General features: G+C 71.8%; 20 protein-coding genes and 1 pseudogene. 12 read left to right on the top strand and 9 right to left on the bottom strand.

Annotation, left to right across the window (positions count from 1 at the left end; genetic code table 11):
- The first annotated feature begins 111 nt into the window (after positions 1–111).
- The 3 genes from ACWDX6_RS28105 to ACWDX6_RS28095 all read left to right on the top strand — a co-directional run bounded on the left by ACWDX6_RS28105 (position 112) and on the right by ACWDX6_RS28095 (position 2710).
- A complete protein-coding gene (locus tag ACWDX6_RS28105) occupies positions 112–1446 on the top strand; it encodes a M20/M25/M40 family metallo-hydrolase (protein ID WP_451487682.1) in 1335 nt (444 codons plus the stop codon).
- A 146-nt stretch (positions 1447–1592) separates the two neighbouring features.
- Positions 1593–1826: a chaplin gene (locus ACWDX6_RS28100; RefSeq protein ID WP_451487681.1), complete on the top strand. Its 234-nt coding sequence runs from the start codon at positions 1593–1595 to the stop codon at positions 1824–1826.
- Positions 1827–1981: 155 nt separating this feature from the next.
- Positions 1982–2710, top strand: a complete 729-nt coding sequence (locus ACWDX6_RS28095) for a chaplin (protein WP_451487680.1) — start codon at positions 1982–1984, stop codon at positions 2708–2710.
- 48 nt (positions 2711–2758) lie between these two features.
- On the opposite strand, the gene ACWDX6_RS28090 is transcribed toward ACWDX6_RS28095, so the two are convergent.
- On the bottom strand, positions 2759–2947 hold the full coding sequence (locus ACWDX6_RS28090) for a DUF5703 family protein (protein ID WP_100106356.1): 189 nt from the start codon (positions 2945–2947) through the stop codon (positions 2759–2761).
- 47 nt (positions 2948–2994) lie between these two features.
- On the opposite strand from ACWDX6_RS28090, the gene ACWDX6_RS28085 reads away from it, so the two are divergent.
- Complete coding sequence (locus tag ACWDX6_RS28085; protein WP_451487679.1) at positions 2995–3642, top strand: hypothetical protein; 648 nt, start codon at positions 2995–2997, stop codon at positions 3640–3642.
- A gap of 84 nt (positions 3643–3726) precedes the next feature.
- Here the strand turns inward: ACWDX6_RS28085 and ACWDX6_RS28080 are convergent, their stop codons facing one another.
- Positions 3727–5961: a helix-hairpin-helix domain-containing protein gene (locus ACWDX6_RS28080; protein WP_451487678.1), complete on the bottom strand. Its 2235-nt coding sequence runs from the start codon at positions 5959–5961 to the stop codon at positions 3727–3729.
- Positions 5958–6944, bottom strand: coding sequence for an aldo/keto reductase (locus tag ACWDX6_RS28075; protein WP_451487677.1), 987 nt, complete (start codon positions 6942–6944; stop codon positions 5958–5960). Before ACWDX6_RS28075 ends, ACWDX6_RS28080 begins: the two co-directional genes overlap by 4 nt.
- A 129-nt stretch (positions 6945–7073) precedes the next feature.
- On the opposite strand from ACWDX6_RS28075, the gene ACWDX6_RS28070 reads away from it, so the two are divergent.
- On the top strand, positions 7074–8123 hold the full coding sequence (locus tag ACWDX6_RS28070) for an LLM class F420-dependent oxidoreductase (RefSeq protein WP_451487676.1): 1050 nt from the start codon (positions 7074–7076) through the stop codon (positions 8121–8123).
- A 207-nt stretch (positions 8124–8330) separates the two neighbouring features.
- Positions 8331–8543, top strand: a pseudogene (locus ACWDX6_RS28065) (ferritin-like domain-containing protein); the annotation flags it as partial.
- Positions 8544–8624: 81 nt separating this feature from the next.
- Here ACWDX6_RS28065 and corA read toward each other — a convergent pair.
- On the bottom strand, positions 8625–9617 hold the full coding sequence (corA, locus tag ACWDX6_RS28060; RefSeq protein WP_451487692.1) for a magnesium/cobalt transporter CorA: 993 nt from the start codon (positions 9615–9617) through the stop codon (positions 8625–8627).
- Between the two features lie 131 nt (positions 9618–9748).
- Between corA and ACWDX6_RS28055 the strand changes: the two genes are divergently transcribed.
- From ACWDX6_RS28055 to ACWDX6_RS28035, 5 genes are all read left to right on the top strand, one after another.
- Positions 9749–10438: a histidine phosphatase family protein gene (locus ACWDX6_RS28055; RefSeq protein ID WP_451487675.1), complete on the top strand. Its 690-nt coding sequence runs from the start codon at positions 9749–9751 to the stop codon at positions 10436–10438.
- 70 nt (positions 10439–10508) lie between these two features.
- A complete protein-coding gene (locus ACWDX6_RS28050; RefSeq protein WP_451487674.1) occupies positions 10509–11099 on the top strand; it encodes a DUF3090 domain-containing protein in 591 nt (196 codons plus the stop codon).
- Positions 11063–12034 (top strand): SCO1664 family protein, encoded by a 972-nt coding sequence (locus ACWDX6_RS28045; protein ID WP_451487673.1) that lies wholly within the window; start codon positions 11063–11065, stop codon positions 12032–12034. Before ACWDX6_RS28050 ends, ACWDX6_RS28045 begins: the two co-directional genes overlap by 37 nt.
- A 144-nt stretch (positions 12035–12178) precedes the next feature.
- Positions 12179–13408 (top strand): cysteine--1-D-myo-inosityl 2-amino-2-deoxy-alpha-D-glucopyranoside ligase, encoded by a 1230-nt coding sequence (gene mshC, locus ACWDX6_RS28040; RefSeq protein WP_451487672.1) that lies wholly within the window; start codon positions 12179–12181, stop codon positions 13406–13408.
- A gap of 116 nt (positions 13409–13524) precedes the next feature.
- On the top strand, positions 13525–16578 hold the full coding sequence (locus tag ACWDX6_RS28035; RefSeq protein ID WP_451487671.1) for an NPCBM/NEW2 domain-containing protein: 3054 nt from the start codon (positions 13525–13527) through the stop codon (positions 16576–16578).
- A 71-nt stretch (positions 16579–16649) separates the two neighbouring features.
- Here the strand turns inward: ACWDX6_RS28035 and ACWDX6_RS28030 are convergent, their stop codons facing one another.
- The 5 genes from ACWDX6_RS28030 to ACWDX6_RS28010 all read right to left on the bottom strand — a co-directional run bounded on the left by ACWDX6_RS28030 (position 16650) and on the right by ACWDX6_RS28010 (position 22878).
- Positions 16650–17678 (bottom strand): PAC2 family protein, encoded by a 1029-nt coding sequence (locus ACWDX6_RS28030; protein ID WP_451487670.1) that lies wholly within the window; start codon positions 17676–17678, stop codon positions 16650–16652.
- 206 nt (positions 17679–17884) lie between these two features.
- Positions 17885–19489: an FAD-dependent oxidoreductase gene (locus tag ACWDX6_RS28025; protein WP_451487669.1), complete on the bottom strand. Its 1605-nt coding sequence runs from the start codon at positions 19487–19489 to the stop codon at positions 17885–17887.
- A 16-nt stretch (positions 19490–19505) separates the two neighbouring features.
- Entirely contained in the window at positions 19506–21032 is a 1527-nt protein-coding gene (gene glpK / locus ACWDX6_RS28020) for a glycerol kinase GlpK (protein ID WP_451487668.1), read from the bottom strand.
- A gap of 34 nt (positions 21033–21066) precedes the next feature.
- Entirely contained in the window at positions 21067–21858 is a 792-nt protein-coding gene (locus ACWDX6_RS28015; protein WP_451487667.1) for an MIP/aquaporin family protein, read from the bottom strand.
- 255 nt (positions 21859–22113) lie between these two features.
- Positions 22114–22878 (bottom strand): IclR family transcriptional regulator, encoded by a 765-nt coding sequence (locus ACWDX6_RS28010; protein WP_451487666.1) that lies wholly within the window; start codon positions 22876–22878, stop codon positions 22114–22116.
- A gap of 292 nt (positions 22879–23170) precedes the next feature.
- Between ACWDX6_RS28010 and ACWDX6_RS28005 the strand changes: the two genes are divergently transcribed.
- On the top strand, positions 23171–25350 hold a 2180-nt coding region (locus tag ACWDX6_RS28005), incomplete at its 3' end, for a homocysteine S-methyltransferase family protein (RefSeq protein WP_451487665.1).

Genomic DNA, 25350 nt, shown 5'->3' with positions numbered 1-25350 from the left:
GTGTGACGGCCCGATGTCGGCCGGGGACCGCCCTTGGGCGGGGGGCCCGGGCGGGGGAGGATGAGGGGGATCACCAGCAACCACGTGGGGCACGTAGTGGGAGGAAGCAGCGTGAGCGAGTCGAACACGGGCCGGAGCGCCGACGGCGGGGCGGCCGAGAACGAGGTCGTCGACCTCTGTCGCGACCTCATCCGCATCGACACCAGCAACTACGGCGACCACTCGGGCCCGGGCGAGCGGGCGGCGGCGGAGTACATCGCCGAGAAGCTCGCCGAGGTCGGTCTCGAGCCGAAGATCATCGAGTCGCACAAGGGGCGGGCCTCCACCGTCGCCCGCATCGAGGGCGAGGACCCGTCCCGGCCGGCCCTGCTCATCCACGGCCACACCGACGTCGTGCCGGCCAACGCGGACGACTGGACGCACCACCCGTTCTCCGGCGAGGTCGCCGACGGCTGCGTCTGGGGCCGCGGCGCCGTCGACATGAAGGACATGGACGCGATGACCCTCGCGGTCGTACGGGACCGGCTGCGCAGCGGCCGCAAGCCCCCGCGCGACATCGTCCTCGCCTTCCTCGCCGACGAGGAGGCCGGCGGCACCTACGGCGCGCGCCACCTGGTCGACCACCACCGGGACCTCTTCGACGGGGTGACGGAGGCCATCGGCGAGGTCGGCGGCTTCTCCTTCACCGTCAACGAGAACCTGCGGCTCTACCTGGTCGAGACGGCCCAGAAGGGCATGCACTGGATGCGGCTGACCGTCGAGGGCACGGCCGGACACGGCTCGATGACCAACAACGACAACGCCATCACCGAGCTCTGCGAGGCCGTGGGGCGCCTGGGCCGACACCAGTGGCCGGTCAGGGTGACCAAGACCGTGCGGTCCTTCCTGGACGAGCTGTCCGACGCGCTGGGCACTCCGCTCGACCCCGAGGACATGGAGGCCACGCTCGCCAAGCTGGGTGGCATCGCCAAGATGATCGGCGCCACCCTGCGCAACTCCGCCGCCCCGACCATGCTCGGCGCCGGCTACAAGGTCAACGTGATCCCGGGGCAGGCCACGGCGCACGTCGACGGACGGTTCCTGCCGGGGTACGAGGACGAGTTCCTGGCCGATCTCGACCGGATCCTGGGGCCTCGGGTCACGCGTGAGGACGTACACGAGGACAAGGCCCTGGAGACCAGCTTCGACGGTGACCTCGTCGACGCGATGCAGCTGGCCCTCAAGGCCGAGGACCCGATCGCCCGGGCCGTGCCGTACATGCTCTCCGGCGGCACCGACGCCAAGTCCTTCGACGACCTCGGTATCCGCTGCTTCGGCTTCGCGCCGCTCAAGCTGCCGCCGGAGCTGGACTTCGCCGGCATGTTCCACGGCGTGGACGAGCGGGTGCCGGTCGACGGTCTCACGTTCGGTGTCCGCGTCCTCGACCGGTTCATCGACGCGTCCTGATCAACCGATCTTCATATTCGTTCACGCGTACGTACATGATCGAAAGAGTGAATGCACTCATACAGTCGTAGCTTGATTACCTCCCCCTCGTTACAGGTGATGCGGTCCGCGGTAACGCGGGACCGCATTGCCAACAAGGAGGAATAATGATCAAGAAGGTCGTCGCTGCTGCGGTTGCCACTGGCGGTCTCGTTCTCGCGGGTGCGGGCATGGCCGTTGCCGATTCGAGTGCCCACGGTGCCGCTGTCGCGAACCCGGGCGTGCTCTCGGGCAACGTCCTCCAGGTGCCGATTCACATCCCCGTGAACGTGTGCGGCAACACGGTCAACGTGATCGGGCTGCTGAACCCCACCTTCGGCAACACCTGCGTCAACGCCTGACGTCGTGTCTCGACCCATGGGGGTCTGAGCCCAGGCCGGCCCCGGAGTGCGTGCCATGCACTCCGGGGCCGGTAGGCATTTCCGCCTCGGGCGCCGAGTCCGAGGCCCTCTTCTGAAGCCGCGAAGGCAGAAGCCGAAAAGGCAGGGAAAAACCTATGCGACAGGTCACGCGCAAGGGCCTGATCACCGTTGCGGCCGCGGGCGGAGTACTCGCCCTCGGCGGTGGTTACGCGCACGCCGACTCCGGTGCGACCGGTACGTCCTCGAATTCCTCGGGCATCGCGTCCGGCAACACCGTCCAGGTGCCGGTGCACATCCCGGTGAACGCGTGCGGAAACTCCGTCAACGTCGTCGGACTGCTCAACCCCACGTTCGGCAACTCGTGTGCCAACACCTCCAAGCCGGGACGCCCGGGAGGACCGGGCGGCGGCTCCTCGGCCGAGGGGCGCACCGACAACTCGTCCGGCATCGGGTCCGGCAACAACGTGCAGGTGCCGGTCGACGTCCCCGTGAACGTCTGCGGGAACAGCGTCACGGGCGTCGGTGCCATCAACCCGGCGTTCGGCAACGAGTGCGGCAACGGCGTCGAGCCGACGCACCCGGGCCACCCGCAAGAGCCCGGCAACCCCGGCAACCCTGGCAACCCCGAGAATCCGGACAAGCCCGATAACCCGGGCAAGCCGGGCGGGGACGGGGAGACCCCCGACGGCCCCGCCACCCCGCAGGGGCCGAACACACCCGGTACGCACACCATCACGCAGCCGGAGGCCACGGAGGAACTCGCGGAGACCGGCTCCGGCCCGCTCGGGCTGATCCTCCCGGCCGGTGCCGGGCTGCTGCTCGCCGGCTCCGTGCTCTACCGCCGCGCCCGCCAGTCCGCGTAGGACGGCAGGCGTACGCAGGGGCCCCGCGCGGCGGGGCCCCTTGTCGTCTCACCAGGTGGCGCGGACCTGACGGATGATGCGCCGGCGCAGCCGCACTCTGCGGCTGCCGTCCCGGTGCAGGGTCAGGCGGTCCAACTCCCAGTGTCCGTACTCGGCATGGTCGGTCAAGAGCCGCGTCGCCTCCTTGCGGGAGACGCCGCGCGGCACGTACACGTCGACAAATTCGTATTCCGGCATCGCATCTATTGTGCGGGCACCGGCCCGGTACGGATAGCGTCTGTCCCATGTCTGATGCTGCGCAGCCCACCGCTGCCGAGGTACGTGCCGCCGCCGAGGCGGTCAAAGCCGCACTGGACCGTCACCTCGAGGCGGTCGAACGCCGCACGGGGGACGACGACCCGGCCGTCTACGAAGCCTTCAACGCCCTCGCCTCGGCGGCCGAGGCCTACGACGAGCGGCTCTACGACCGGTACGACGAGGTCACCCCCTTCGAGATCCCCGGCGCCGACGACTCCCTGCCGCCGTACGCCGGACCCGAGGAGCCCCATGCCCTCAGCGTGCTGATCCGCCGCGACTACGCCGTGGTGGACCCGCAGCGACTGCTCGCCCAGGCCCAGCGCATCGCCGACCTGGACAGCGACGAGGAGGGCCCGGACGCCACCCCGGTGGTCGCCGCCGGCGCCCACGCGGCGCTCGGGTTGCTCTTCGGCGAGTTCGAACCGGACGAGATCGCCTCGCGCCACAAGGAGTTCGGCCTGGAGGAGGGCGACTCCACCCTCTGGGTCTGTGCCGCCGACGAGCTGCCCGACCCGGGGGACTGGCTCGGCGCCCCCTTCGAACACGCCGATCCGGAGCGGATCGTCTGCCGCTTCGACGTCAGCGCCGTCTTCGACGACGAGCCGGACGACGACCTGAAGGGCCGGGGGGCCTGACCGCCCCGCGAAGGGCGGGGCACCTCACGGGGCCCCGCCCTTCGCCGTCCCGCACAGGCGAGACTTTCCGGACACGACCACGACCTACTCCTCCGCGTCGGCCAGCAGGGCTTCGAGGAGCGGGCGCAGACGGGTGGTGCGGTCCTGGGAGACGCCCTCGGCGACCGCCCGGGGCAGCGCCTGATCCACACCGTGCACCACCGACAGATGACGCTCGCCGCGACCGAACGCCGTGTACACCCAGGCCCGGCTGAGCCCCTGGGCCGCGTCCCCCGGCAGGACCACGACCACCGCGGGCCAGCGCATCCCGGCCGCCTGGTGCGCGGTCAGCGCCCAGCCGTGCCGCAGCGCCGCCTCCACCCGCTCCTTCGGGACGAGCAGCTTCTCGCCGCCCTCCGACTCCAGCCGCAGCCCCTCGGCGTCCGCCGCGAGGACCGTCGCGCCCACCGTCCGCCCCGGAGCGGGAACGTAGGCCACCCGGTCGCCCGGGTCGAAGCCGCCGAAGCGGCCCGGACCGGGGTTGAGCCGCTGCTTCAGGGCGGCGTTCAGCGCGCGGGTTCCCGCGGAGCCGCTGTGGCCGACGGTGATCACCCGCGTCTCCTCGGGCGGCACTCCGATCGCCCGCGGGACGGAGTCGGCGACCAGCTGCACCGTGCGGTGCACGGCCTCGCCCGCGTCCCTGACCGGGACGATCACAACCTCCTTGCCCGGGGCCTCGACCTGGTTCAGCTCGCCGATGCCGATGCCCGAGACGAGCTCCCCGATCGGGCCCGGGTCGGGCACCCGGGAGGCGATCTGCGGGCACACCCGGGCCGCCAGCGCATCGGCGAACACCCGGCCCGCGCCCGCGGACCCGAGGACGTTCGGGTCGCCGCTGAGGACCAGACGGCAGCCGTCCGGCAGGGACTCCACGAGCATCGCGGCGCTCTCCACGTCCAGCTGCGGGGCGTCCAGCACGACGAGCAGGTCCAGCGCCAGCGCGCCCTCCTCGTCACGGCCAGGACCCGCCTCGCCCGACAGCAGGGCGGCCACGGTCACCGCGCCGCCGCCGAGACGGCGGCGGCCGTTCTCGCTGTGCACGGCGACCGCGACCCGCAGGCCCCGCTCATGGGCCACGCGGGCGAGCGCCACGGCTTCGGCCCGGGCCGCCTCACCGCCGGTGTGGAGCACCAGACCGTGCGCCCCGGCGGCGGCCACCAGCTCCGGGCCCTCCCAGCGCTCCCCGGAGACGGTCCTGACCAGCCGGGCCAGCCCGTCGGCCAGGCTCTCCTCGGCGAGGGCGTACCGGTCGAGACCCAGGAGCACGGGAACGTCGGCGGCCGGTGCCTCCTCGGACTCCGCCGCCTCCCCCTCGTCCAGGGGCTCCTCCTCCGGCGACGGCGCTTCCCCCTCCTGGAAGACGAGCACCGCCCCCTCGGAGATCGCCTCCTGCACAGCCCCGTCCGGGTCCGGCAGGGAGAGCTTGGCGAGGCCGGCCCGCACCTCGGCGGCCTCCAGGGCCGTATGCCCCCGCACCGCGGCCCGTTCGAGCAGCCAGACGACCAGGGCGACGGCCCGGCGCGGGTCGCCCGGGCCGCACTCGGAGCCGAGCAGGGCGCGGGCGAAGCCGTCGGCGTGCTCGGGACCGACCCCGGGCACGGAGAGCAGCTGCCAGGGATCGTCGAGCAGCGCCTGCGCGGCGCCCTCGCCCAGGGTGGCCGCGGTCGGCCCGGCCAGCGTTTCGGGCGCCCCACCGCGCGCGAGGACCTCCCGCACGGCGGCCAGCGTCTCCGGGGCGGTCGTCGGCTCCTTCGGGGCAGGCCGCGCCGTCACGGCCGGCACCGCCGCGGCGGGGCGCCTGGGCGCGGGCTCCGGTTCTTCGAAGAACGCGGTGCCCGATGTCGTACCGCTCTCCACGGCCCGCACCGCCGCCAGCAGATCGGCGGCCTTGCCGCTGAGCTTCGCACCGGCCTCGATCGGCGCTTCCTTCTCGGACTTCCGCTGCTCGATCCGCGCCCGCAACTCCCGCTGCGCGGCCAGCTCGGCCTGCGCCTCGGAGACCGCGGCGGCGTCCGCCGCGCCCTCCCCGGAGCCGGCGCCGCTCGCTTCGGCACCGGGCGCTTCGGCACCGGGCGCCGCGTCCTGGCTGTCGTCTCCGTCGTCACCGTCGCCGTCGGTGGGGGTGACCGCGTCGGCCGGAGGTGCGTCCTCGCCGGTCGCTTCCTCCGGTGTCCCGTCGGCCACGGGCTCCGCGGCGGACGGGCTCGCGAGGGCGTCGTCGTTCTCGCCCCGCACGGGCTCGGCGGCCTCGGGAGTGGTCTCCCGGGAAGGGTCGGTCACAGGGTGCTCCAGTCCTGGTCCGGATAGCGGTGCACGGGCGCCGACACGTCGTCGAGAGCCCGGCGGATCTCGTCAGGAAGACTAAGGGTCTCCACTGACAGCGCGGCCGTGAGCTGCCGGGCGTTGCGCGCGCCGACGATGGGGGCGACGACCCCGGGCCGGTCGCGCACCCACGCGAGCGCCACCTGCAACGGCGTGACCGCGAGGCCGTCCGCGGCCGTGGCGACCGCGTCCACGATCCGGCCGGCCGCCTCGTCCAGATAGGGCTCGACGAACGGCGCCATGGTCTCCGAGCCGCCCCGGGAGTCCGTCGGCGTGCCGTGCCGGTACTTGCCCGTCAGCACACCGCGCCCCAGCGGCGAGGACGGCAGCAGACCTATCCCGAGATCGAGGGCCGCGGGGAGCACTTCCCGCTCGACGCCCCGTTGCAGCAGGGAGTACTCCATCTGGGTCGCCGCGAGCCTGGTCCTGGACCCGCTCGCGGCGCCGAGCTGCCAGGTGCCCGCCTTCGCCAGCTGCCAGCCGCAGAAGTTCGCCACCCCCACATAGCGGGCACGGCCGCTGCTCACGGCGATGTCCAGCGCCTGGAGGGACTCCTCCAGGGGGGTGTGCGGATCGAAGGCGTGCAGCTGCCACAGATCGACGTGGTCGGTCCCCAGCCGCTCCAGCGACGCGTCGAGGGCCGCCAGCAGGTGGCCGCGCGAGCCGTCCGTCCGCCGGTCGGGATCCGGCACGCTGCCCGCCTTCGTGGAGATGACCAGATCACGCCGTGGCACCAGCCGTTCCACGAGCTGTCCGAGCAGATGCTCCGCCTCGCCCCCGCCGTACACGTCCGCGGTGTCGACCAGCGTGCCGCCCGCCTCCCAGAACGCCTTCAACTGGTCGGCGGCGTCATGCTCGTCGGTGTCCCGCCCCCACGTGAGGGTGCCGAGCCCGATGCGGGACACGCGCAGGCCGGTACGTCCGAGATGCCTCTGCTCCATGGGCGCGAGATTACTGGCCACGGCCGTACGCGGAGAGAGCCTGTGGACAACCTCCTTCTGTCGGATCCCCGACCCGCGCGCTAGAGTCCGGCCCAAGTGACGTTACTGATCAGTAAAGAGGGAGCGGTCATGAGGCTCGGCATCAACCTCGGCTACTGGGGCGCGGGTATGGACGGCGACAACCTCGCCGTCGCCCAGGAGGCGGACCGCCTCGGCTACGACGTCTGCTGGGCCGCCGAGGCGTACGGCTCGGACGCGCCGACCGTGCTCGCCTGGGTGGCCGCCAAGACCGAGCGGATCGACGTCGGCTCCGCGATCATGCAGATCCCCGCCCGCCAGCCCGCCATGACCGCGATGACCGCGGCCACCCTCGACTCGCTCTCCGGCGGCCGCTTCCGGCTCGGCCTCGGTGTCTCCGGACCACAGGTCTCCGAGGGCTGGTACGGCGTCAAGTTCGACAAGCCGCTCGCCCGCACCCGCGAGTACGTCGAGATCGTCCGCAAGGCCATGTCCCGCGAGCGGCTCAGCTACGAGGGCGAGCACTGGACGCTGCCGCTGCCCGACGGCCCGGGCAAGCCCATCAAGCTCACCGTCCACCCGCAGCGCGAGCACATCCCGCTCTACATCGCCGCGATCGGCCCCAAGAACCTGGAGCAGACCGGCGAGATCGCCGACGGCGCGCTGCTGATCTTCCCCTCCGCCGAGCACCTGGAGGACACCGCGCTGCGCCACCTGCGCGCGGGCCGCGAGAAGGCCGGACTGACCATGGACGGCTTCGACGTCCACCCCACGCTGCCGATCGCCCTCGGCGACGACATCGACGCCCTGGCCGACCTGTTCCGCCCGTACACCGCGCTGTACGTCGGCGGCATGGGCAGCCGCAAGCAGAACTTCTACAACCAGCTCGCCCAGCGCATGGGCTACGAGAAGCAGGCCGCCGAGATCCAGGACAAGTACCTGTCCGGCGACAAGACCGGCGCCGCGGCCGCCGTACCGCGGCAACTGATCGACCAGACCACCCTGCTCGGCTCCGTCGAGCGCATCGCCGACCGGATGAAGGCCTACGCCGCCGCAGGCGTGACCACCCTCACCCTCGCCCCGGCCGGCTTCACCCTGGACGAGCGGGTGGCGGCGCTGCGGGCGGGCACGGAGGCCCTGGAGCTGGCGGGCCTCGCCTGACGTCCGCGGCCGTGGTGGGGGCTCGGGGGTCTTCCCCGCCACGGCCGTCACGCAGCACAACGCGCCACCGCCACGCCCGGTTACGCGCGGGCTACTCCGTCTTTCGGGCGACTCCCGGACCTCTACTGTTGCCCGCGCCCCCGCCGCGCACTTGACTCGTGCTCTGCGGACGTGCGGCGTGCGGACTCCCGTATGGAGGTGGCGGCAATGCTGACGGCCAAGGGGCTGTTCCAGGAGATCATCGACGACGACGAGGCCTTCCGGCTCTTCTGTTCCATCGCCGCCGGCGGCGAGGCCCAGGGAGGCTGGGAGAACGGCCGGATCGCCGCCCTCGTCCCACCCGGCATGCGGGACATGGCGCCCAAGATCACCCGGCACGGCGCTGACGAGGACAAGCACGGCCGGATCTTCAACGCGCTGGGAGGCCCGCCGACCCCGGCCCCGGCCGTCTGAGCGTTCCCGGGTCCCCAGGCCGAGCGCCGGCGTGGTGGCCGGGACCGGTTACATCCAGCCCCTGCGCTTGAAGAGCCGGTACAGGCCGAACACGGCCGCCGCCATCAGCCCGACCACCGCCGGGTACGACCCCGCCCACCGCAGCTCGGGCATGTGGTCGAAGTTCATGCCGTAGATCCCCGCGACCATCGTGGGGACCGCGGCCATGGCCGCCCACGCCGAGATCTTCCGCATGTCGTCGTTCTGCCGCACGCCCATCTGCGCCAGATGCGCGGACAGCACGTCCGAGAGCAGCCGGTCGAGCCCCTCCACCTGTTCGTTGGCGCGGATCAGGTGGTCGCTGACGTCCCGGAAGAACGGTCGCGCGTGCTCGTTCACGAACGGCACGGTCCCGGCCGCCAGCCGCTCCATCGGCGCCGCCAGCGGACTGGTGGCCCGGCGGAACTCCAGGACCTGCCGCTTGGCGGTGTAGATCCGCTCCGCCGTGTTGGCCGGATTCCCGCCGGTCGGCGAGAACACATCGGCCTCCAGCTCCTCCAGGTCGATCTGGAGCTCACCGGCCACGTCGAGGTAGTGGTCCACGACCGCGTCGCTGATCGCGTACAGCACGGCCGTCGGACCGTGCCGCAGCACCTCGGGCTCGGCCTCCAGACGGCGCCGTACGGCCGCGAGCGGCGCGCCCTCGCCGTGCCGGACGGTGACCACGAACGAGTCGCCTATGAAGACCATCAGCTCGCCGGTGCTCACCCGGTCGCTCTCCGGCTCGTACAGCACCGGCTTGAGGACCACGAAGAGCGAGTCGTCGTACACCTCCAGCTTGGGCCGCTGATGGGCCTTCAAGGCGTCCTCGACCGCCAGCGGGTGCAACGCGAACTCGTCCGCGACATGGTCGAACTCGTCGGCCGTCGGCTCGTGCAGACCGACCCACAGGAAGGCGTCACCGATCGCCCGCGCCTCCTCGAGCGCGTCGGACAGGTCGCCGGGCCCGGCGGCCCGAGCACCGTTCTTGTACAGGGCGGAGTCGACGATCACGCGGCGTATTCTCCCCCGCCGAGGACCGGCCCGCACGCCTGCCGTGTCCCGGCCGCGGCGCCCCGCCGCACGCGCGCGTGCGGCGGCCCGTCCGCCCGACCACCACCCACGCGCGCGTGCCTCCGCCTACCCTTGCCGCCATGGCCACGCTGATCCTCGTCCGTCACGGACGTTCCACCGCCAACACCTCCGGAGTCCTCGCCGGGCGGACGCCCGGGGTGGCGCTCGACGAACGAGGGACCGCTCAGGCCGCCGCGCTGCCCGGACGGCTGGCGGGCGTGCCGCTCGCCGCCGTCGTCAGCAGTCCGCTGGAACGCTGCCGCGAGACCTTGCGGCCGCTCCTGGACGCCCGGCCGGGACTGCCGCTGCACACCGACGAGCGGATCAGCGAGTGCGACTACGGCGACTGGTCGGGACGCAAGCTCGCCGAACTCGCCGACGAGCCCCTGATGGAGATCGTCCAGGCGCACGCCTCCGCGGCGGCCTTCCCCGGCGGCGAGTCGATGCGCGCCATGCAGGCGCGGGCCGTCGACGCCGTACGCGACTGGAACGCCCGGATCGAGGCCGAGCACGGCGAGGACGCGGTCTATGCCATGTGCTCGCACGGCGACATCATCAAGTCGGTCGTCGCGGACGCCCTCGGCATGCATCTCGACCTCTTCCAGCGGATCCATGTCGACCCGTGTTCCCTGACCGTCATCCGCTACACCCGGCTGCGCCCCTTCCTCGTACGCCTCGGCGACACCGGCGACTTCGCCGCCCTCGCCCCGCGCGAGAGCGGTGACGGCGGCGGCGCCGCGGAGGTAGGGGGCGGTGCGGGCGCACCGTGATCCATCCGCGCAGTAGGGTGGACGGGCCGCTGTAGGCCCCCGATTGTCGAGAACCAAGGGAGACAGGGACGTGTCCCGTCAGGTGTTCCTCTACGACCCACCGGAGCGTTTCGTGGCCGGCACGGTCGGGCTGCCTGGCCGCCGTACGTTCTTCCTCCAGGCGTCCGCGGCCGGGCGGGTCACGAGCGTGGCGCTGGAGAAGACCCAGGTCGCGGCGCTCGCCGAACGCATCGACGAGCTGCTCGACGAGGTCGTGCGCCGCACCGGCGGCAACGCTCCCGTCCCGGCGATGGCCCCCGCCGACATCGCCGACACCGCCCCGCTGGACGTCCCGGTGGAGGAGGAGTTCCGGGTCGGCACCATGGCGCTGGCCTGGGACGGCGAGGAACAGCGCATGATCGTCGAGGCCCAGGCGCTCGTCGAACTCGACGCGGATTCCGAGGAGGACCTCGCCGAGGCCGAGGAACGGCTGCTGCAGGACGAGGAGAACGGCCCGCCGATGCTGCGGGTCAGGCTCACCGGCGCCCAGGCCAGGGCCTTCGCCAAGCGCGCCCTCGAGGTGGTCAACGCCGGCCGGCCGCCGTGCCCGCTGTGCAGCCTGCCGCTCGACCCGGAGGGCCATGTGTGCCCGCGCCAGAACGGATACCGGCGCGGAGCATGACCGACGTGCCGAGCCCGCCGACCACGCCCGACGCGCCGACCACGCCCGACGCGCCCACGGCGACCGACGTACCGACCGCGACCGACGTACCGACCACGCCCGGGGCGTCGGCCGCGACCGACGTGCCCGGCGCGCCGGGCACGTCGGGCGTCGCGGTCGTCGAGCTGCTCGCCAAGGGGGAGCTCACCGTCCGCGGCCAGGTCCGTGAGGCGTCCAACGCCGTGCTCTTCTGCTCCGTCGCCCTCGACGGCGAGGAGACCGCCTGCGTCTACAAGCCCGTCGCGGGCGAGCGGCCGCTGTGGGACTTCCCCGACGGCACGCTCGCCCAGCGCGAGGTCGCCGCCTACGAGGTCTCCGAGGCGACCGGCTGGGGACTCGTACCTCCCACCGTGCTGCGCGACGGTCCCTACGGCGAGGGCATGGTCCAGCTCTGGATCGAGGCCGATCCCGGGGCCGGCCTGCTCGCCCTCACCGAGGCCGAGGAGGCGGAGGAGGGCTGGAAGGCCGTCGGCCCCGCCCGGATCGGCGAGGACCGCACCGCGCTCCTGGTGCACGCCGACAGCCCCGACCTGCGCCGCCTCGCCGTCCTGGACGCGGTCATCAACAACGGTGACCGCAAGGGCGGCCATCTGCTCCCCGCCCCCGACGGGCGCCTGTACGCCATCGACCACGGCGTCACCTTCAACGTGGACGACAAGCTGCGCACCCTGCTGTGGGGCTGGGCGGGCGAGGAACTGCCCGCCGAGGCCACCGAGGTGCTGGACCGGCTCGACGTCTCGCTCGCCCCCGGCACCCCGCTCGCCACCCGGCTGGCCGAGCTGCTCACCGCGGCCGAGGTGGACGCGGTGCGCGGCCGGGTCGCCGCGCTGCGCGCGAGCGGCCGCCACCCCGAGCCCTCCGGGCAGTGGCCGGCGATCCCCTGGCCGCCGGTCTGAGCGACCGGATCCGGCCATGCCGGAAACGGCCACTCCCACCCCCCGGGGGTATGCATGAACGCCCCTGAGCCGCAAGACCGCCTATTCGGTCAAGATCCCGGATCCGGTTCGTATCCGGAACAGGTGTCCGGTTACGCTCAGGACATGCATGCCTGGCCCGCTTCTGAGGTCCCCGCCCTGCCCGGCAAGGGCCGCGACCTCCGGATCCACGACACCGCGACCGGCGGACGAGTGACCCTCGCCCCCGGTCCCGTCGCCCGTATCTACGTCTGCGGCATCACACCGTACGACGCGACCCACATGGGTCACGCGGCGACCTACAACGCGTTCGACCTCGTTCAGCGCGTGTGGCTCGACACCAAGCGGCAGGTGCACTACGTCCAGAACGTGACCGACGTGGACGATCCGCTCCTGGAGCGCGCCCTCCGTGACGGCATCGACTGGGTCGGCCTCGCCGAGCGCGAGACCGCCCTGTTCCGCGAGGACATGACCGCCCTGCGGATGCTGCCGCCGCAGCACTACATCGGTGCCGTCGAGGCCATACCGGGCATCGTTCCGCTCGTCGAGCGGCTGCGTGACTCCGGCGCCGCCTACGACCTGGACGGCGACATCTACTTCTCGGTCGAGGCGGACCCGCACTTCGGCCAGGTGTCGCACTACGACACCGAGCTGATGCGGCACCTCTCCGCCGAGCGCGGTGGCGACCCGGACCGGCCCGGCAAGAAGAACCCGCTCGACCCCATGCTGTGGATGGCCGCCCGCGAGGGGGAGCCGAGCTGGGACGGCGGCAGCCTCGGCCGGGGCCGCCCCGGCTGGCACATCGAGTGCGTCGCCATCGCCCTCGACCACCTCGGCATGGGCTTCGACGTGCAGGGCGGCGGCTCCGACCTGATCTTCCCGCACCACGAGATGGGCGCCTCGCACGCCCAGGCGCTCACGGGCGAGTTCCCCATGGCCAAGGCGTACGTCCACGCCGGCATGGTCGCCCTGCACGGACAGAAGATGTCCAAGTCCAAGGGCAACCTGGTCTTCGTCTCCGCGCTCCGCCGCGACGGCGTCGACCCGGCCGCCATCCGTCTCGCGCTCCTCTCGCACCACTACCGCGCCGACTGGGAGTGGACCGACCAGGTCCTCCAGGACGCCGTGGAGCGCCTCGGCCGCTGGCGCGCCGCCGTCTCCCGCCCCGACGGCACGCCCGCCGACGCGCTCGTCGAGGAGATCCGCGAGGCGCTCGCCGACGACCTCGACGCCCCCGCCGCGCTCGCCGCGGTCGACCGCTGGGCGGAGCGGCAGAGCGCGGAGGGCGGCACGGACGAGTCCGCGCCGGGCCTCGTCTCCCGCGCCGTGGACGCCCTGCTCGGAGTGGCGCTGTAACGCACCCTCCCGCGCGACCCTCTTTCACGCGACCGTCCCCGGACTTCTTGGTGAAGTCCGGGGACGGTTCCGATTTGTCCTATCCCTGATGCTCGTTTCTGCGCTAAATACGCTCCATGCAATCAACAATGCGCATGAGGGTCGCAGTCAGCGGCGCTTTGCTCGGACTCCTCGCGGTGCTCGCGGGACCCGGAAGCGCCCAGTCCGCCGAGCCGCCTCCGACCACCGTCGGGGACGTCACCGGCTTCTTCGCCGACGGAGCCGTCTACCACCTGACCGCCGGCCAGGCCCGGGCCCGCGTCAGCTTCGTCTCCGACGACACCTTCCGTATCGAACTCGCCCCCGACGGCACGTTCACCGACCCCACCGGGCAGGACATCGTCCTGCCCCAGCAAGCGCCCCCCACCACGCGCTGGTCCGACCGCGGGGACCGCTACGAGCTCACCTCCGCGAAGGTCACCCTGCGCGCCTACAAGGCGTCCCTGCGCTTCGCCGCCTTCCGCGCCGACGGCACCGCGCTGTGGTCCGAGACCAAGGGCCTCACCTGGAACCGGGAGCGCACCACGCAGACCCTGGCCCGCGCCGCCGACGAGCAGTTCTACGGCGCCGGCATGCAGAACGGGCGCGGCAACACCTCGCACCGGGGCAAGACCGTCGAGGTCGGCGTCGACTACAACTGGAACGACGGCGGCCACCCCAACTCCGTACCGTTCTACCTCTCCTCGGCCGGCTACGGCGTCTACCGCAACACCTACGCGCCCAACACCTACGTCTTCGGCGAACCCGTCACCGCCACCGCCCGTGAACAGCGCTTCGACGCCTACTACTTCACGGGCTCCGGCCCCGACGCCCTCAAGGACGTCATCGGCCGGTACACCGACCTGACCGGCAAGCCCTTCCTGCCGCCCGTCTACGGCCTGGAGATAGGCGACGCCGACTGCTACCTCCACAACGCCAACCGCGGCGAGCGGCACACCCTCGACGCCCTGAAGGTCGCCGACGGCTACGTCGAGAACGACATGCCCAACGGCTGGATGCTCGTCAACGACGGTTACGGCTGCGGCTACGAGAACCTCGCCGAGACCGCCGCCGGCCTCCAGCAGCGCAAGATGCAGCTGGGCCTGTGGACCGAGGACGGCCTCGACAAGCTCGCCGACCAGGTGAAGGCCGGCCAGCGGGTCGCCAAGCTCGACGTCGCCTGGGTCGGCGCGGGCTACAAGTTCGCCCTCGACGGCTGCAAGGACGCCTACGCCGGCATCGAGGCCCACAGCGACGCCCGGGGCTTCACCTGGGCCCCCGAGAGCTGGTCCGGCGCCCAGCGCTGCGGTGTGCAGTGGTCCGGCGACCAGTCCGGCACCTGGGAGTACATCCGCTGGCAGATCCCCACCTACGCCGGCGCCTCCATGTCCGGCCTCGCCTACACCACCGGCGACGTCGACGGCATCTTCGGCGGCAGCGCCAAGACGTACACCCGCGACCTCCAGTGGAAGATGTTCCTGCCCGTCACCATGACCATGGACGGCTGGGCCGCCAACGACAAGCAGCCCTTCCGCTACGGCGAGCCGTACACCTCGATCAACCGCGACTACCTCAAACTCCACGAAGCCCTGCTGCCCTACATCTACTCCCACGCCCACCGCGCCACCCAGGACGGCGTCGGCCTGGCCCGCCCCCTCGTCCTCGAATACCCGGACGATCCCAGGGCCGCCGGCGACGCCGCGAAGTACGAGTTCCTCAGCGGCGAGGACTTCCTGGTCGCGCCCGTCCACCAGGACGCCGTGGAGCGCGACGGGATCTACCTGCCGAAGGGCACCTGGATCGACTACTGGAGCGGTCGCACCCACGAAGGCCCCGTCACCGTCGACGACTACAGCGCCCCGCTCGACACCCTGCCCCTGTTCGTCCGGGCCGGGGCCACCGTCCCGATGTGGCCCGGTGGCATCCGCTCGTACGCCGACCGCGCCCCGGACTCCCCGCTCGCCTGGGACATCTACCCGCAGGGCGCCTCGTCGTTCGAGCTGTACGAGGACGACGGCGTCACCCGCGCCCACCGCAGCGGCCAGTACGCCACCCAGCGCGCCGACGTCCTCGCCCCGAAGCGCGGGGCGGGCGACGTGACCGTACGGATCGGCGCGAGCAAGGGCACCTACGCGGGCAAGGCCGCCGCACGGCCCTACCGGTTCACCGTGCACACCGGCGACGCACCGAGCGCCGTCCGGCTCGGCGACCGCGCGCTGCCCCGGGTCACGTCACGGGCCGCGTTCGACGCGGCCGCCCAGGGCTGGTGGTACGACCGCGACGACCGCGGGGGAGTGGTGCGGGTCAAGACGAGCGCGCAGCGCACCGACCGCGGCTTCGTCCTCGAACTGAAGGACACCAGCGCGGTCGGCGGAGCCGTCCCCGGCGCCGCCGCCACGGTCGCCGCACCGCCCGGCCAGGAACTGGGCGCGGGCACCCCCGGGACCGTCGCCGTCGACGTCACCGCCGGCACCAGGGACGCCACCGGCGTCCAGGTCTCCCTCCAGGCCCCGGCCGGCTGGCGGGTCACCCCCGCCACCCTCGACCGCCTCCCGGCCGGCACCACCCGGCGGGTCGAGGTCGCCGTGACCCCCGCCGGGGACGCGAAGCCCGGGGAGGCCACTCTCACCGCGACCGCCCGCCACCGCTCCGCCGGACAGGACCGCACCGCCGTCCAGCGGTTCGCGGTCGGCGTGATGCCCGAGCCGCCGTCCGCCGACGCCTGGGCGAGCGATCTCGTCTGGCTGAAGTCCACCAACGGCTGGGGCCCGCCCGAACGGGACCGCTCCAACGGCGAGTCGGGCGCGAACGACGGCCGGACGCTCACCCTGGCCAGAAAGACCTACGAGAAGGGCATCGGCGCCCACGCCGATTCCGACATCGAGGTCTACCTCGGCGGCCGCTGCACCGCCCTCACCGCCGACGTCGGCATCGACGACGAGATCAACGGCTACGGGGAGGTGGCGTTCTCGGTCGAGGCCGACGGCGAGGTGCTGTGGACCTCACCCGAGCTCACCGGCGCCTCCGCGACCGTGCCGGTGGACGTCGACGTCAGCGGCGCCCGCCACGTCCGGCTGCGGATCACCGACACCGACGGCTCCAAGAGCGGTGACCACGGGGACTGGGCGGCCGCCCGCTTCGACTGCGCCTGACACCTTCGAGCGGGTGTGAGCACGAGGAAGGGGGCCGCGCCGGTCCCGGCGCGGCCCCCCTTCCGTACGACTCACTTTTCGGCGTCACCGTCGGAGCCCTCGCCCTCGCGGGGCGGCTCCTGCTCGGAAGACCCCGGCGCCGCCTCCGGCCCCGGCTGCTCCGGCTTCGGCGGTCGTGTCCGGCCGCTGGAGGTGTCGCGCAGATACGAGGCGTCGCCGCTGTCCGTCGCCAGTCCGGGCGCCTGGCCCGGGCCCTGCCCCGGCTCGCGCCGCCGCAGATACCGCTCGAACTCCCGGGCGATCGCCTCGCCCGAGGCCTCCGGCAGCTCCGCCGTGTCCCGGGCCTCCTCCAGCGTCTGGACGTACTCCGCCACCTCGCTGTCCTCGGAGGCCAGTTGGTCCACGCCCAGCTGCCAGGCGCGCGCGTCCTCCGGCAGTTCGCCCAGCGGGATGCGCAGACCGATCAGGTCCTCCAGACGGTTCAGGAGCGCCAGCGTCGCCTTGGGGTTGGGCGGCTGCGACACATAGTGCGGGACGGCCGCCCACAGGCTCACCGCCGGCACACCGGCGTGCGTGCACGCCTCCTGGAGGATGCCCACGATGCCCGTCGGGCCTTCGTAGCGCGTCTCCTCCAGATCCATCGTCCGCGCCAGATCCGGGTCGGAGGTGACCCCGCTGACCGGAACGGGCCGGGTGTGCGGGGTGTCGCCGAGCAGCGCGCCCAGGATCACCACCATCTCCACGCCCAACTCGTGGGCGAAGCCCAGGATCTCGTTGCAGAACGAGCGCCAGCGCATCGACGGCTCGATCCCGCGCACCAGGACGAGATCGCGCGGCTTCTCGCCGCCGACCCGGACCACCGAGAGCCGGGTCGTCGGCCAGGTGATCTTCCGGACACCGTTGTCCAGCCAGACGGTGGGCCTGTTGACCTGGAAGTCGTAGTAGTCCTCGGCGTCGAGCGCCGCGAACACCTCGCCCTTCCATTCCCGGTCCAGATGGGCGACCGCGGTGGAGGCGGCGTCGCCGGCGTCGTTCCAGCCCTCGAACGCGGCCACCATGACCGGGTCGATCAGCTCGGGAACCCCCTCGAGCTCGATCACCCAGTGCCTCCTTTTCGAAGTTCCTGTCGTACGGACCAACCTTACGGCTTTCCGGCGGTCCGTCCGCCGCCCTCGGCAGACGCCCGGGGGCCTTCGTCGCCGTGATCGACTACCCAGGAAAACCCGTCGGCACACGGGCCTCCCGCGCCGGGCGGGCACGCGTGAGGGGCGGCCTCCCCTCCGGGAGACCGCCCCTCACCCCCGGCTCACTCGCCGAGCATGTCCTCGACCCTGCGGCGGATCTCGTCCGTCGCCAGACCGCGGATGGTCAGCGTCGTACGGCGGCGCAGCACGTCGTCCGCCGTCTCGGCCCACTCGTGATCGCGGGCGTAGGCGACCTGCGCCCAGATCTCAGGCGCGTCCGGGTGGACGCGCTCGCCCAGCTCCGGGTTCTCGTTCGCCATCCGGGCGATGTCGAAGGCGAGCGAACCGTAGTGCGTCGCCAGGTGCCTGGCGGTGTCGGCCGCCATCCGGGGGCCGGGCGCCGGGCCGTCCACGAGCAGGCGGTGCGCGACCGCGTTCGGGTTGGCTATACCGGGCAGCGGCAGCCGCTTGGGCAGCGTGGAGACCGGCTCGTAGTCCTCACCGAGCGGGCCGCCCGGCAGGGACTCCAGCTTCCGCATCACCGTGCGGCCGATGTGGCGGAAGGTCGTCCACTTGCCGCCGGCCACCGACAGCATCCCGCCCCGGCCCTCGGTGACGACCGTCTCGCGCTTGGCCTTGGAGGTGTCACCCGGGCCGCCCGGCAGCACCCGCAGCCCGGCGAAGGAGTAGGTGATCAGATCGCGGGACAGCTGCTGGTCGCGGATGGAGAACGCGGCCTCGTCCAGGATCTGCGCGGTGTCCTTCTCGGTGACCTCGACCTGGCCGGGATCGCCCTCGTACTCCTCGTCGGTGGTGCCGAGCAGCAGCATGTCCTCCCAGGGCAGGGCGAAGGTGATGCGGTACTTGTCGATCGGGGTCGCGAGCGCGGCCTTCCAGGGAGAGGTGCGCTTGAGGACCAGGTGCGCGCCCTTCGACAACCGGATCGACGGAGCCGCGTTCGGGTCCTCCATCTTCCGCAGGTGATCCACCCACGGTCCGGTCGCGTTGAGCACCAGCCGGGCGGTGACGCCGAACTCGTCGCCGCTGGTGCGGTCCTTGAGCTCCGCGCCCGTGACCCGGCCGCGGGTGAAGCGCAGCCCGGTGACCTCGGCGTGGTTGAGGACGGTGGCGCCGGCCTCGACCGCCGCGCGGACGGTCATCAGCGCCATGCGCGCGTCGTTCATCTGGTCGTCGCCGTAGACGGCCACGGCCTTGAGGTTGTCCGTGCGCAGCTCCGGCACGTCCTGCGCGGCCTTCGAGGGGCTGAGCAGGTGCCCGACACCGTCACCGAACGCCGACAGGGCGCTGTACGCGAACACGCCCGCGCCGAGCTTGGCCGCGCCGTGCGGGCCGCCCTTGTAGACGGGGAGGTAGAAGGTGAGGGGGTTGGCGAGGTGCGGTGCCACCTGACGGGAGACCGCGCGCCGCTCGAAGTGGTTCTCCGCCACCAGCTTCACCGCGCCGGTCTGGAGGTAGCGCAGGCCGCCGTGGAGCAGCTTGGAGGAGGCGGAGGAGGTGGCGCCGGCGAAGTCGCCGGCGTCCACCAGGGCCACCCGCAGGCCCGACTGCGCGGCGTGCCAGGCGGTGGAGATGCCCAGGATGCCGCCGCCGATGACCAGGAGGTCGTACGTCGCCTTGGACAGCTGCTCCCGGGTCTCGGCGCGGCTCGGCAGGGAGCCGGCAGCCGGGTGCGTCCCCAGGGCGGGAACGCTCTGCAAGGTGGTCATGTCGCTTTACTCCTCGTCAGTTCTCTTCTTCGAGCCAGCCCATGGAGCGCTCGACGGCCTTCAGCCAGCTCTTGTACTCGCGGTCCCGCTTGTCGGCGTCCATGCGAGGGGTCCACTCCGCGGCGCGGCGCCAGTTGGCGCGCAGCGCGTCGGTGTCCGGCCAGAAGCCGACGGCCAGGCCGGCGGCGTAGGCGGCGCCGAGGCAGGTCGTCTCGGCGACCATCGGACGCACCACGGGCGCGTCGAGGAAGTCCGAGAGGGTCTGCATCAGCAGGTTGTTGGAGGTCATGCCGCCGTCGACCTTGAGCGCGGTCAGCTCGACGCCGGAATCCTTCGTCATGGCGTCGGTGATCTCGCGGGTCTGCCAGGCGGTGGCCTCGAGTACGGCACGGGCGATGTGCGCCTTGGTGACGTACCGGGTGAGGCCCGCGATCACACCGCGGGCGTCGGAGCGCCAGTAGGGGGCGAACAGTCCGGAGAAGGCGGGCACGAAGTAGGCGCCGCCGTTGTCCTCGACGGAGGAGGCGAGCGTCTCGATCTCGGCGGCGGACTTGATCAGGCCCATCTGGTCGCGCATCCACTGCACCAGCGAACCGGTGACGGCGATGGAGCCCTCCAGGGCGTACACCGGAGCGTCGTCGCCGATCTTGTAACCGACGGTGGTGATCAGTCCGGAGTACGAGTTGATGATCTTCTCGCCGGTGTTCATCAGCAGGAAGGTGCCGGTGCCGTACGTGGACTTGGCCTCGCCCTCGGCGAAGCACGTCTGGCCGAACAGGGCGGCCTGCTGGTCGCCGAGCGCGGAGGCGACCGGGACGCCGTCCAGGACGCCGCCCTTGACGTGGCCGTACACCTCGGCGGAGGAGCGGATCTCCGGCAGCACGGCCGCCGGGACCGCCATGGACTCGAGGATCTTCTGGTCCCACTCCATGGTGTGGAGGTTCATCAGCATGGTGCGCGAGGCGTTGGTGACGTCGGTGACGTGGTGGCCGCCGTCGACGCCGCCGGTCAGGTTCCAGATGACCCAGGAGTCCATGGTGCCGAAGAGGATGTCGCCGCGCTCGGCGCGCTCGCGCAGCCCCTCGACGTTGTCGAGCAGCCAGCGGACCTTGGGACCGGCGAAGTACGAGGCCAGCGGGAGGCCCGTCTCGCGGCGGAACCGGTCCTGGCCGACGTTGCGGCCCAGCTCCTTGCAGAGGGAGTCGGTGCGGGTGTCCTGCCAGACGAGGGCGTTGTGCACGGGCTCGCCGGTGTGCCTGTCCCACAGCAGGGTGGTCTCGCGCTGGTTGGTGATGCCGATGGCCTTGACGTCGGCGGCGGTGATGCCCGCCTTGTCGACGGCGCCGGCCACCACTTCCTGGACGTTGGCCCAGATCTCGGCGGCGTCGTGCTCCACCCATCCCGGCTTCGGGAAGATCTGCTCGTGCTCCTTCTGGTCGACGGAGACGATGCGTCCGTCGCGGTCGAAGACGATGCAGCGGGACGAGGTGGTGCCCTGGTCGATGGCCGCGATGAACGGTCCGGCGGTGTGTGCGTCGGTCACGGTGTGCTCCAAGGGGGTCTGGAAGAAGGACGGCTCAGGCGAACGCGATGTTGTAGATACCCGCCGCGAGGGCGCCACCGATCAGCGGACCGGCGACCGGGATCCAGGCGTAGCTCCAGTCGGAGCCGCCCTTGTTCGGCAGCGGCAGCAGGGTGTGCACGATGCGCGGGCCGAGGTCGCGGGCCGGGTTGATGGCGTAGCCGGTCGGGCCGCCGAGCGAGAGACCGATGGAGACCACGACGAAGGCCGTGATCAGGGCGCCGAGGACGCCGAGGCCCTTGCCGCTGTCGTTGAGGCCCTGCGTGAGCACCGCGAGGACCAGCACGACGGTGCCGATGATCTCGGTGGCCAGGTTCTGCCACACGTTCCGGACCTCGGGGCCGGTGGAGAAGATGCCGAGCACCGGGCCGCTGCGGCCCACGCCCTCGTCGTGCGGGCCTTCGACGGCCTTCTTCTCCGGGTCGCCGACGATCTCCGGGTCCGTGAGGTGGGCCTGGAACTGGCCGTAGTAGGCGATCCAGACCAGGAACGCGCCGAGCATGGCGCCGAGCAGCTGGCCGGCGAAGTAGACCGGAACGTTGCTCCAGTCGCCGTCCTTGATCGCGATGCCGACGGTGACGGCCGGGTTCAGGTGAGCGCCGGAGAGGGTACCCGTCATGTAGACGGCCGTCATGACGGCGAAGCCCCACCCGAAGGTGATCGCGAGCCAGCCGGCGTTGCGCGCCTTGGAGCGCTTGAGCACGACGGCGGCGACCACGCCGCCACCGAGCAGGATGAGCACGGCGGTACCAATGATCTCGCCGATGAAGATGTCGGAGCTGGACACCCGCGACTCCTTTGTCCTTCGTCCAGGGGAAGGCGAACCCCGGGTCCCTCCGGTGGTCCGCGCCCTCAGGTGAGGGCGTAGCCGGCCCTTGGCACTGCCACACTCTAGCGTCTATTGCCGGTAAGTGTTCGACAATGCCGACCGATGAACGGAAGTTTTGCCCTGGGGTTAACAGCACGTCAAGGGTCTGAGGAGCGGAAAACCCGCCGATAACGCGATCGTTACCGACGGGTCGAGCGGTGTCGTAGGAACCTCTCAGAAGCGGCGGGCTCCCAGGTCCCGGGAGACGGCGCGGGCGCAGTCCCGTACCGCCGCGATCAGCTCAGAGCGCAGCTCGCCGTCGCCGCAGACCCGCTCCACCGCGCCCGTGATGGCCACTGCCCCGACCGGCATCCGCCGCCGGTCGTGGATCGGCGCGGCCACCGACGCCACGCCCTCCCAGGTCTCCTCCACGTCCGCGGCCCAGCCCCGCGCCCGGGTCAGGTCCAGCAGGGTCTCGAACTCCTCGAGATCCGTGGTCGTCCGGGGGGTGAACGCCTCCCGCGGCACCTCCATGGCCTCGCTGTGCGCCACCGGGTCGTAGGCCGAGAGGACCTTGCCCAGGGCGGTGGAGTGCAGCGGCTGCATGGCCCCCACCTCCAGGACCTGGCGGCTGTCGTCCGGCCGGAAGACGTGGTGGACGATCAGCACACCCTGCTGGTGCAGCACGCCCAGATGGACGCTCTCGCCGCTGGAGCGCGCGAGGTCGTCCGTCCAGACCAGTGCGCGGGCCCGCAGCTCGTGCACGTCCAGATAGCTGTTGCCCAGGCGCAGCAGCTCGGCGCCCAGCTGGTAGCGGCCCGAGGCCGCGTCCTGCTCCACGAAGCCCTCGGCCTGCAGCGTGCGCAGGATGCCGTGAGCCGTCCCCTTCGCGAGCCCCAGCGAGGAGGCGATGTCGGACAGGCCGAGCCGGCGCTCGCCGCCCGCGAGCAGTCGCAGCATCGCCGCCGCCCGTTCAAGCGACTGGATGTTCTTCGCCATCGCCCGGCCCTTCTCCCTCTCCTCGACCCCGCCAGGTCCGCGGGGATCCTACGGACAGGATCCCGTGGATCATGCCGTTCGACAATGCTGAACACTATCGGTCGATGCCGACCCCGTGTTACCGGACCGATGACGGCCCGTAACGCGGGCGACCGCGAGTCCCCGCACAAGGATGCCGTCCGGTCCCTGGGACGCCATGTCCACCCCGGCACCCACGCGGTTACGCTGGGCCCCGTGCACCCTCCTCCGAGCGTGCAAAGCCGACAGCCGTCGCATCCCAGGGAGCTCATCCATGGCCTCGTCGCCGACCCTTTCCGCTGACAGCCGGAACCGCGCCGCCGCCCTACGCGAGGCACTCGCCACCCGAGTCGTCGTCGCGGACGGCGCCATGGGCACCATGCTCCAGGCCCAGGACCCCACCCTCGAGGACTTCCAGAACCTCGAAGGCTGCAACGAGATCCTGAACGTCACCCGCCCGGACATCGTCCGCTCGGTCCACGAGGAGTACTTCGCCGTCGGCGTCGACTGCGTCGAGACGAACACCTTCGGCGCGAACCATTCGGCGGCGAACGAGTACGAGATCGCCGACCGGATCTTCGAGCTGTCCGAGGCGGGCGCCCGCATCGCCCGCGAGGTCGCCGACGAGTTCGCAGCCAAGGACGGCCGGCAGCGCTGGGTGCTGGGCTCCATCGGCCCCGGCACCAAGCTGCCGTCGCTCGGCCACATCGCGTACGACGTGCTGCGCGACGGCTACCAGCGGAACGCCGAGGGCCTGCTCGCCGGTGGCGCGGACGCCCTGATCGTGGAGACCACACAGGACCTGCTCCAGACCAAGTCGAGCCTGATCGGCGCGCGCCGGGCGATGGACGCCCTCGGTGTCGACGTACCGCTGATCTGCTCCCTGGCCTTCGAGACGACCGGCGTGATGCTGCTCGGCTCCGAGATCGGCGCCGCCCTGACCGCCCTGGAGCCGCTGGGTATCGACCTGATCGGCCTGAACTGCTCGACCGGCCCGGACGAGATGAGCGAGCACCTGCGCTATCTCGCCCGCCACTCCCGTACGCCGCTGATGTGCATGCCCAACGCCGGCCTGCCCGTCCTCACCAAGGACGGTGCGCACTTCCCGCTCGGCCCCGAAGGCCTCGCCGACTCCCAGGAGGCGTTCGTCCGGGACTACGGCCTGTCCCTCATCGGCGGCTGCTGCGGTACGACCCCCGCCCACCTGCGGGCCGTCGTCGAGCGGACCCGCGACCTCGCCCCGACACCGCGCGACCCCCGCCCCGAGCCGGGCGCCGCCTCCCTCTACCAGGCTGTCCCCTTCCGCCAGGACACCGCCTACATGGCGATCGGGGAGCGGACGAACGCCAACGGTTCGAAGAAGTTCCGCGAGGCCATGCTGGAGGGCCGCTGGGACGACTGCGTCGAGATGGCCCGCGACCAGATCCGCGAGGGCGCGCACATGCTCGACCTGTGCGTGGACTACGTGGGCCGTGACGGCGTCGCCGACATGTCGGAACTGGCAAGCCGCTTCGCGACCGCCTCCACGCTGCCGATCGTGCTGGACTCCACCGAACTGCCCGTCATCCAGGCAGGTCTGGAGAGGCTCGGCGGCCGGGCGGTGATCAACTCCGTCAACTACGAGGACGGCGACGGGCCGGAGTCCCGCTTCGCGAAGGTCACCGCGCTCGCGAAGGAGCACGGCGCGGCGCTGATCGCGCTGACGATCGACGAGGAGGGCCAGGCCCGTACCGTCGAGCACAAGGTCGCCATCGCCGAGCGGCTGATCGAGGACCTGACCGGCAACTGGGGAATCCACGAGTCGGACATCCTCATCGACTGCCTCACCTTCACCATCTGCACCGGGCAGGAGGAGTCCCGCAAGGACGGCATCGCGACGATCGAGGCGATCCGCGAGCTCAAGCGCCGCCGCCCGGACGTGCAGACGACGCTCGGTCTGTCGAATATCTCCTTCGGCCTCAACCCGGCCGCCCGGGTCCTGCTCAACTCGGTCTTTCTCGACGAGTGCGTGAAGGCGGGTCTGGACTCGGCGATCGTGCACGCGAGCAAGATCCTGCCGATCGCCCGCTTCGACGAGGAGCAGGTCACCACCGCCCTCGACCTGATCTACGACCGGCGGCGGGAGGGTTACGACCCGCTGCAGAAGCTGATGGCGCTGTTCGAGGGCGTCAACATGAAGTCGATGAAGGCGGGCCGCGCCGAGGAGCTGATGGCCCTCCCGCTCGACGAGCGCCTCCAGCGACGCATCATCGACGGCGAGAAGAACGGCCTGGAGGCCGACCTCGACGAGGCCCTCACGACCCGTGCGGCCCTGGACATCGTCAACGACACCCTCCTGGAGGGCATGAAGGTCGTGGGCGAGCTGTTCGGCTCGGGTCAGATGCAGCTGCCGTTCGTGCTCCAGTCCGCCGAGGTCATGAAGACGGCCGTGGCGTATCTCGAACCGCACATGGA

The sequence above is a fragment of the Streptomyces sp. NPDC003027 genome, from assembly GCF_053591435.1.
This window is presented reverse-complemented; position numbering and strand designations above follow the sequence as displayed.

Bases quoted from the DNA above. Each gene is read 5' to 3' on its own strand.
- ACWDX6_RS28100 (WP_451487681.1), top strand. From the start codon at position 1,593: ATGATCAAGAAGGTCGTCGCTGCTGCGGTTGCCACTGGCGGTCTCGTT.
- ACWDX6_RS28095 (WP_451487680.1), top strand. From the start codon at position 1,982: ATGCGACAGGTCACGCGCAAGGGCCTGATCACCGTTGCGGCCGCGGGC.
- ACWDX6_RS28090 (WP_100106356.1), bottom strand. From the start codon at position 2,947: ATGCCGGAATACGAATTTGTCGACGTGTACGTGCCGCGCGGCGTCTCC.
- ACWDX6_RS28085 (WP_451487679.1), top strand. From the start codon at position 2,995: ATGTCTGATGCTGCGCAGCCCACCGCTGCCGAGGTACGTGCCGCCGCC.
- ACWDX6_RS28075 (WP_451487677.1), bottom strand. From the start codon at position 6,944: ATGGAGCAGAGGCATCTCGGACGTACCGGCCTGCGCGTGTCCCGCATC.
- ACWDX6_RS28070 (WP_451487676.1), top strand. From the start codon at position 7,074: ATGAGGCTCGGCATCAACCTCGGCTACTGGGGCGCGGGTATGGACGGC.
- ACWDX6_RS28055 (WP_451487675.1), top strand. From the start codon at position 9,749: ATGGCCACGCTGATCCTCGTCCGTCACGGACGTTCCACCGCCAACACC.
- mshC (WP_451487672.1), top strand. From the start codon at position 12,179: ATGCATGCCTGGCCCGCTTCTGAGGTCCCCGCCCTGCCCGGCAAGGGC.
- ACWDX6_RS28035 (WP_451487671.1), top strand. From the start codon at position 13,525: ATGCAATCAACAATGCGCATGAGGGTCGCAGTCAGCGGCGCTTTGCTC.
- ACWDX6_RS28025 (WP_451487669.1), bottom strand. From the start codon at position 19,489: ATGACCACCTTGCAGAGCGTTCCCGCCCTGGGGACGCACCCGGCTGCC.
- ACWDX6_RS28010 (WP_451487666.1), bottom strand. From the start codon at position 22,878: ATGGCGAAGAACATCCAGTCGCTTGAACGGGCGGCGGCGATGCTGCGA.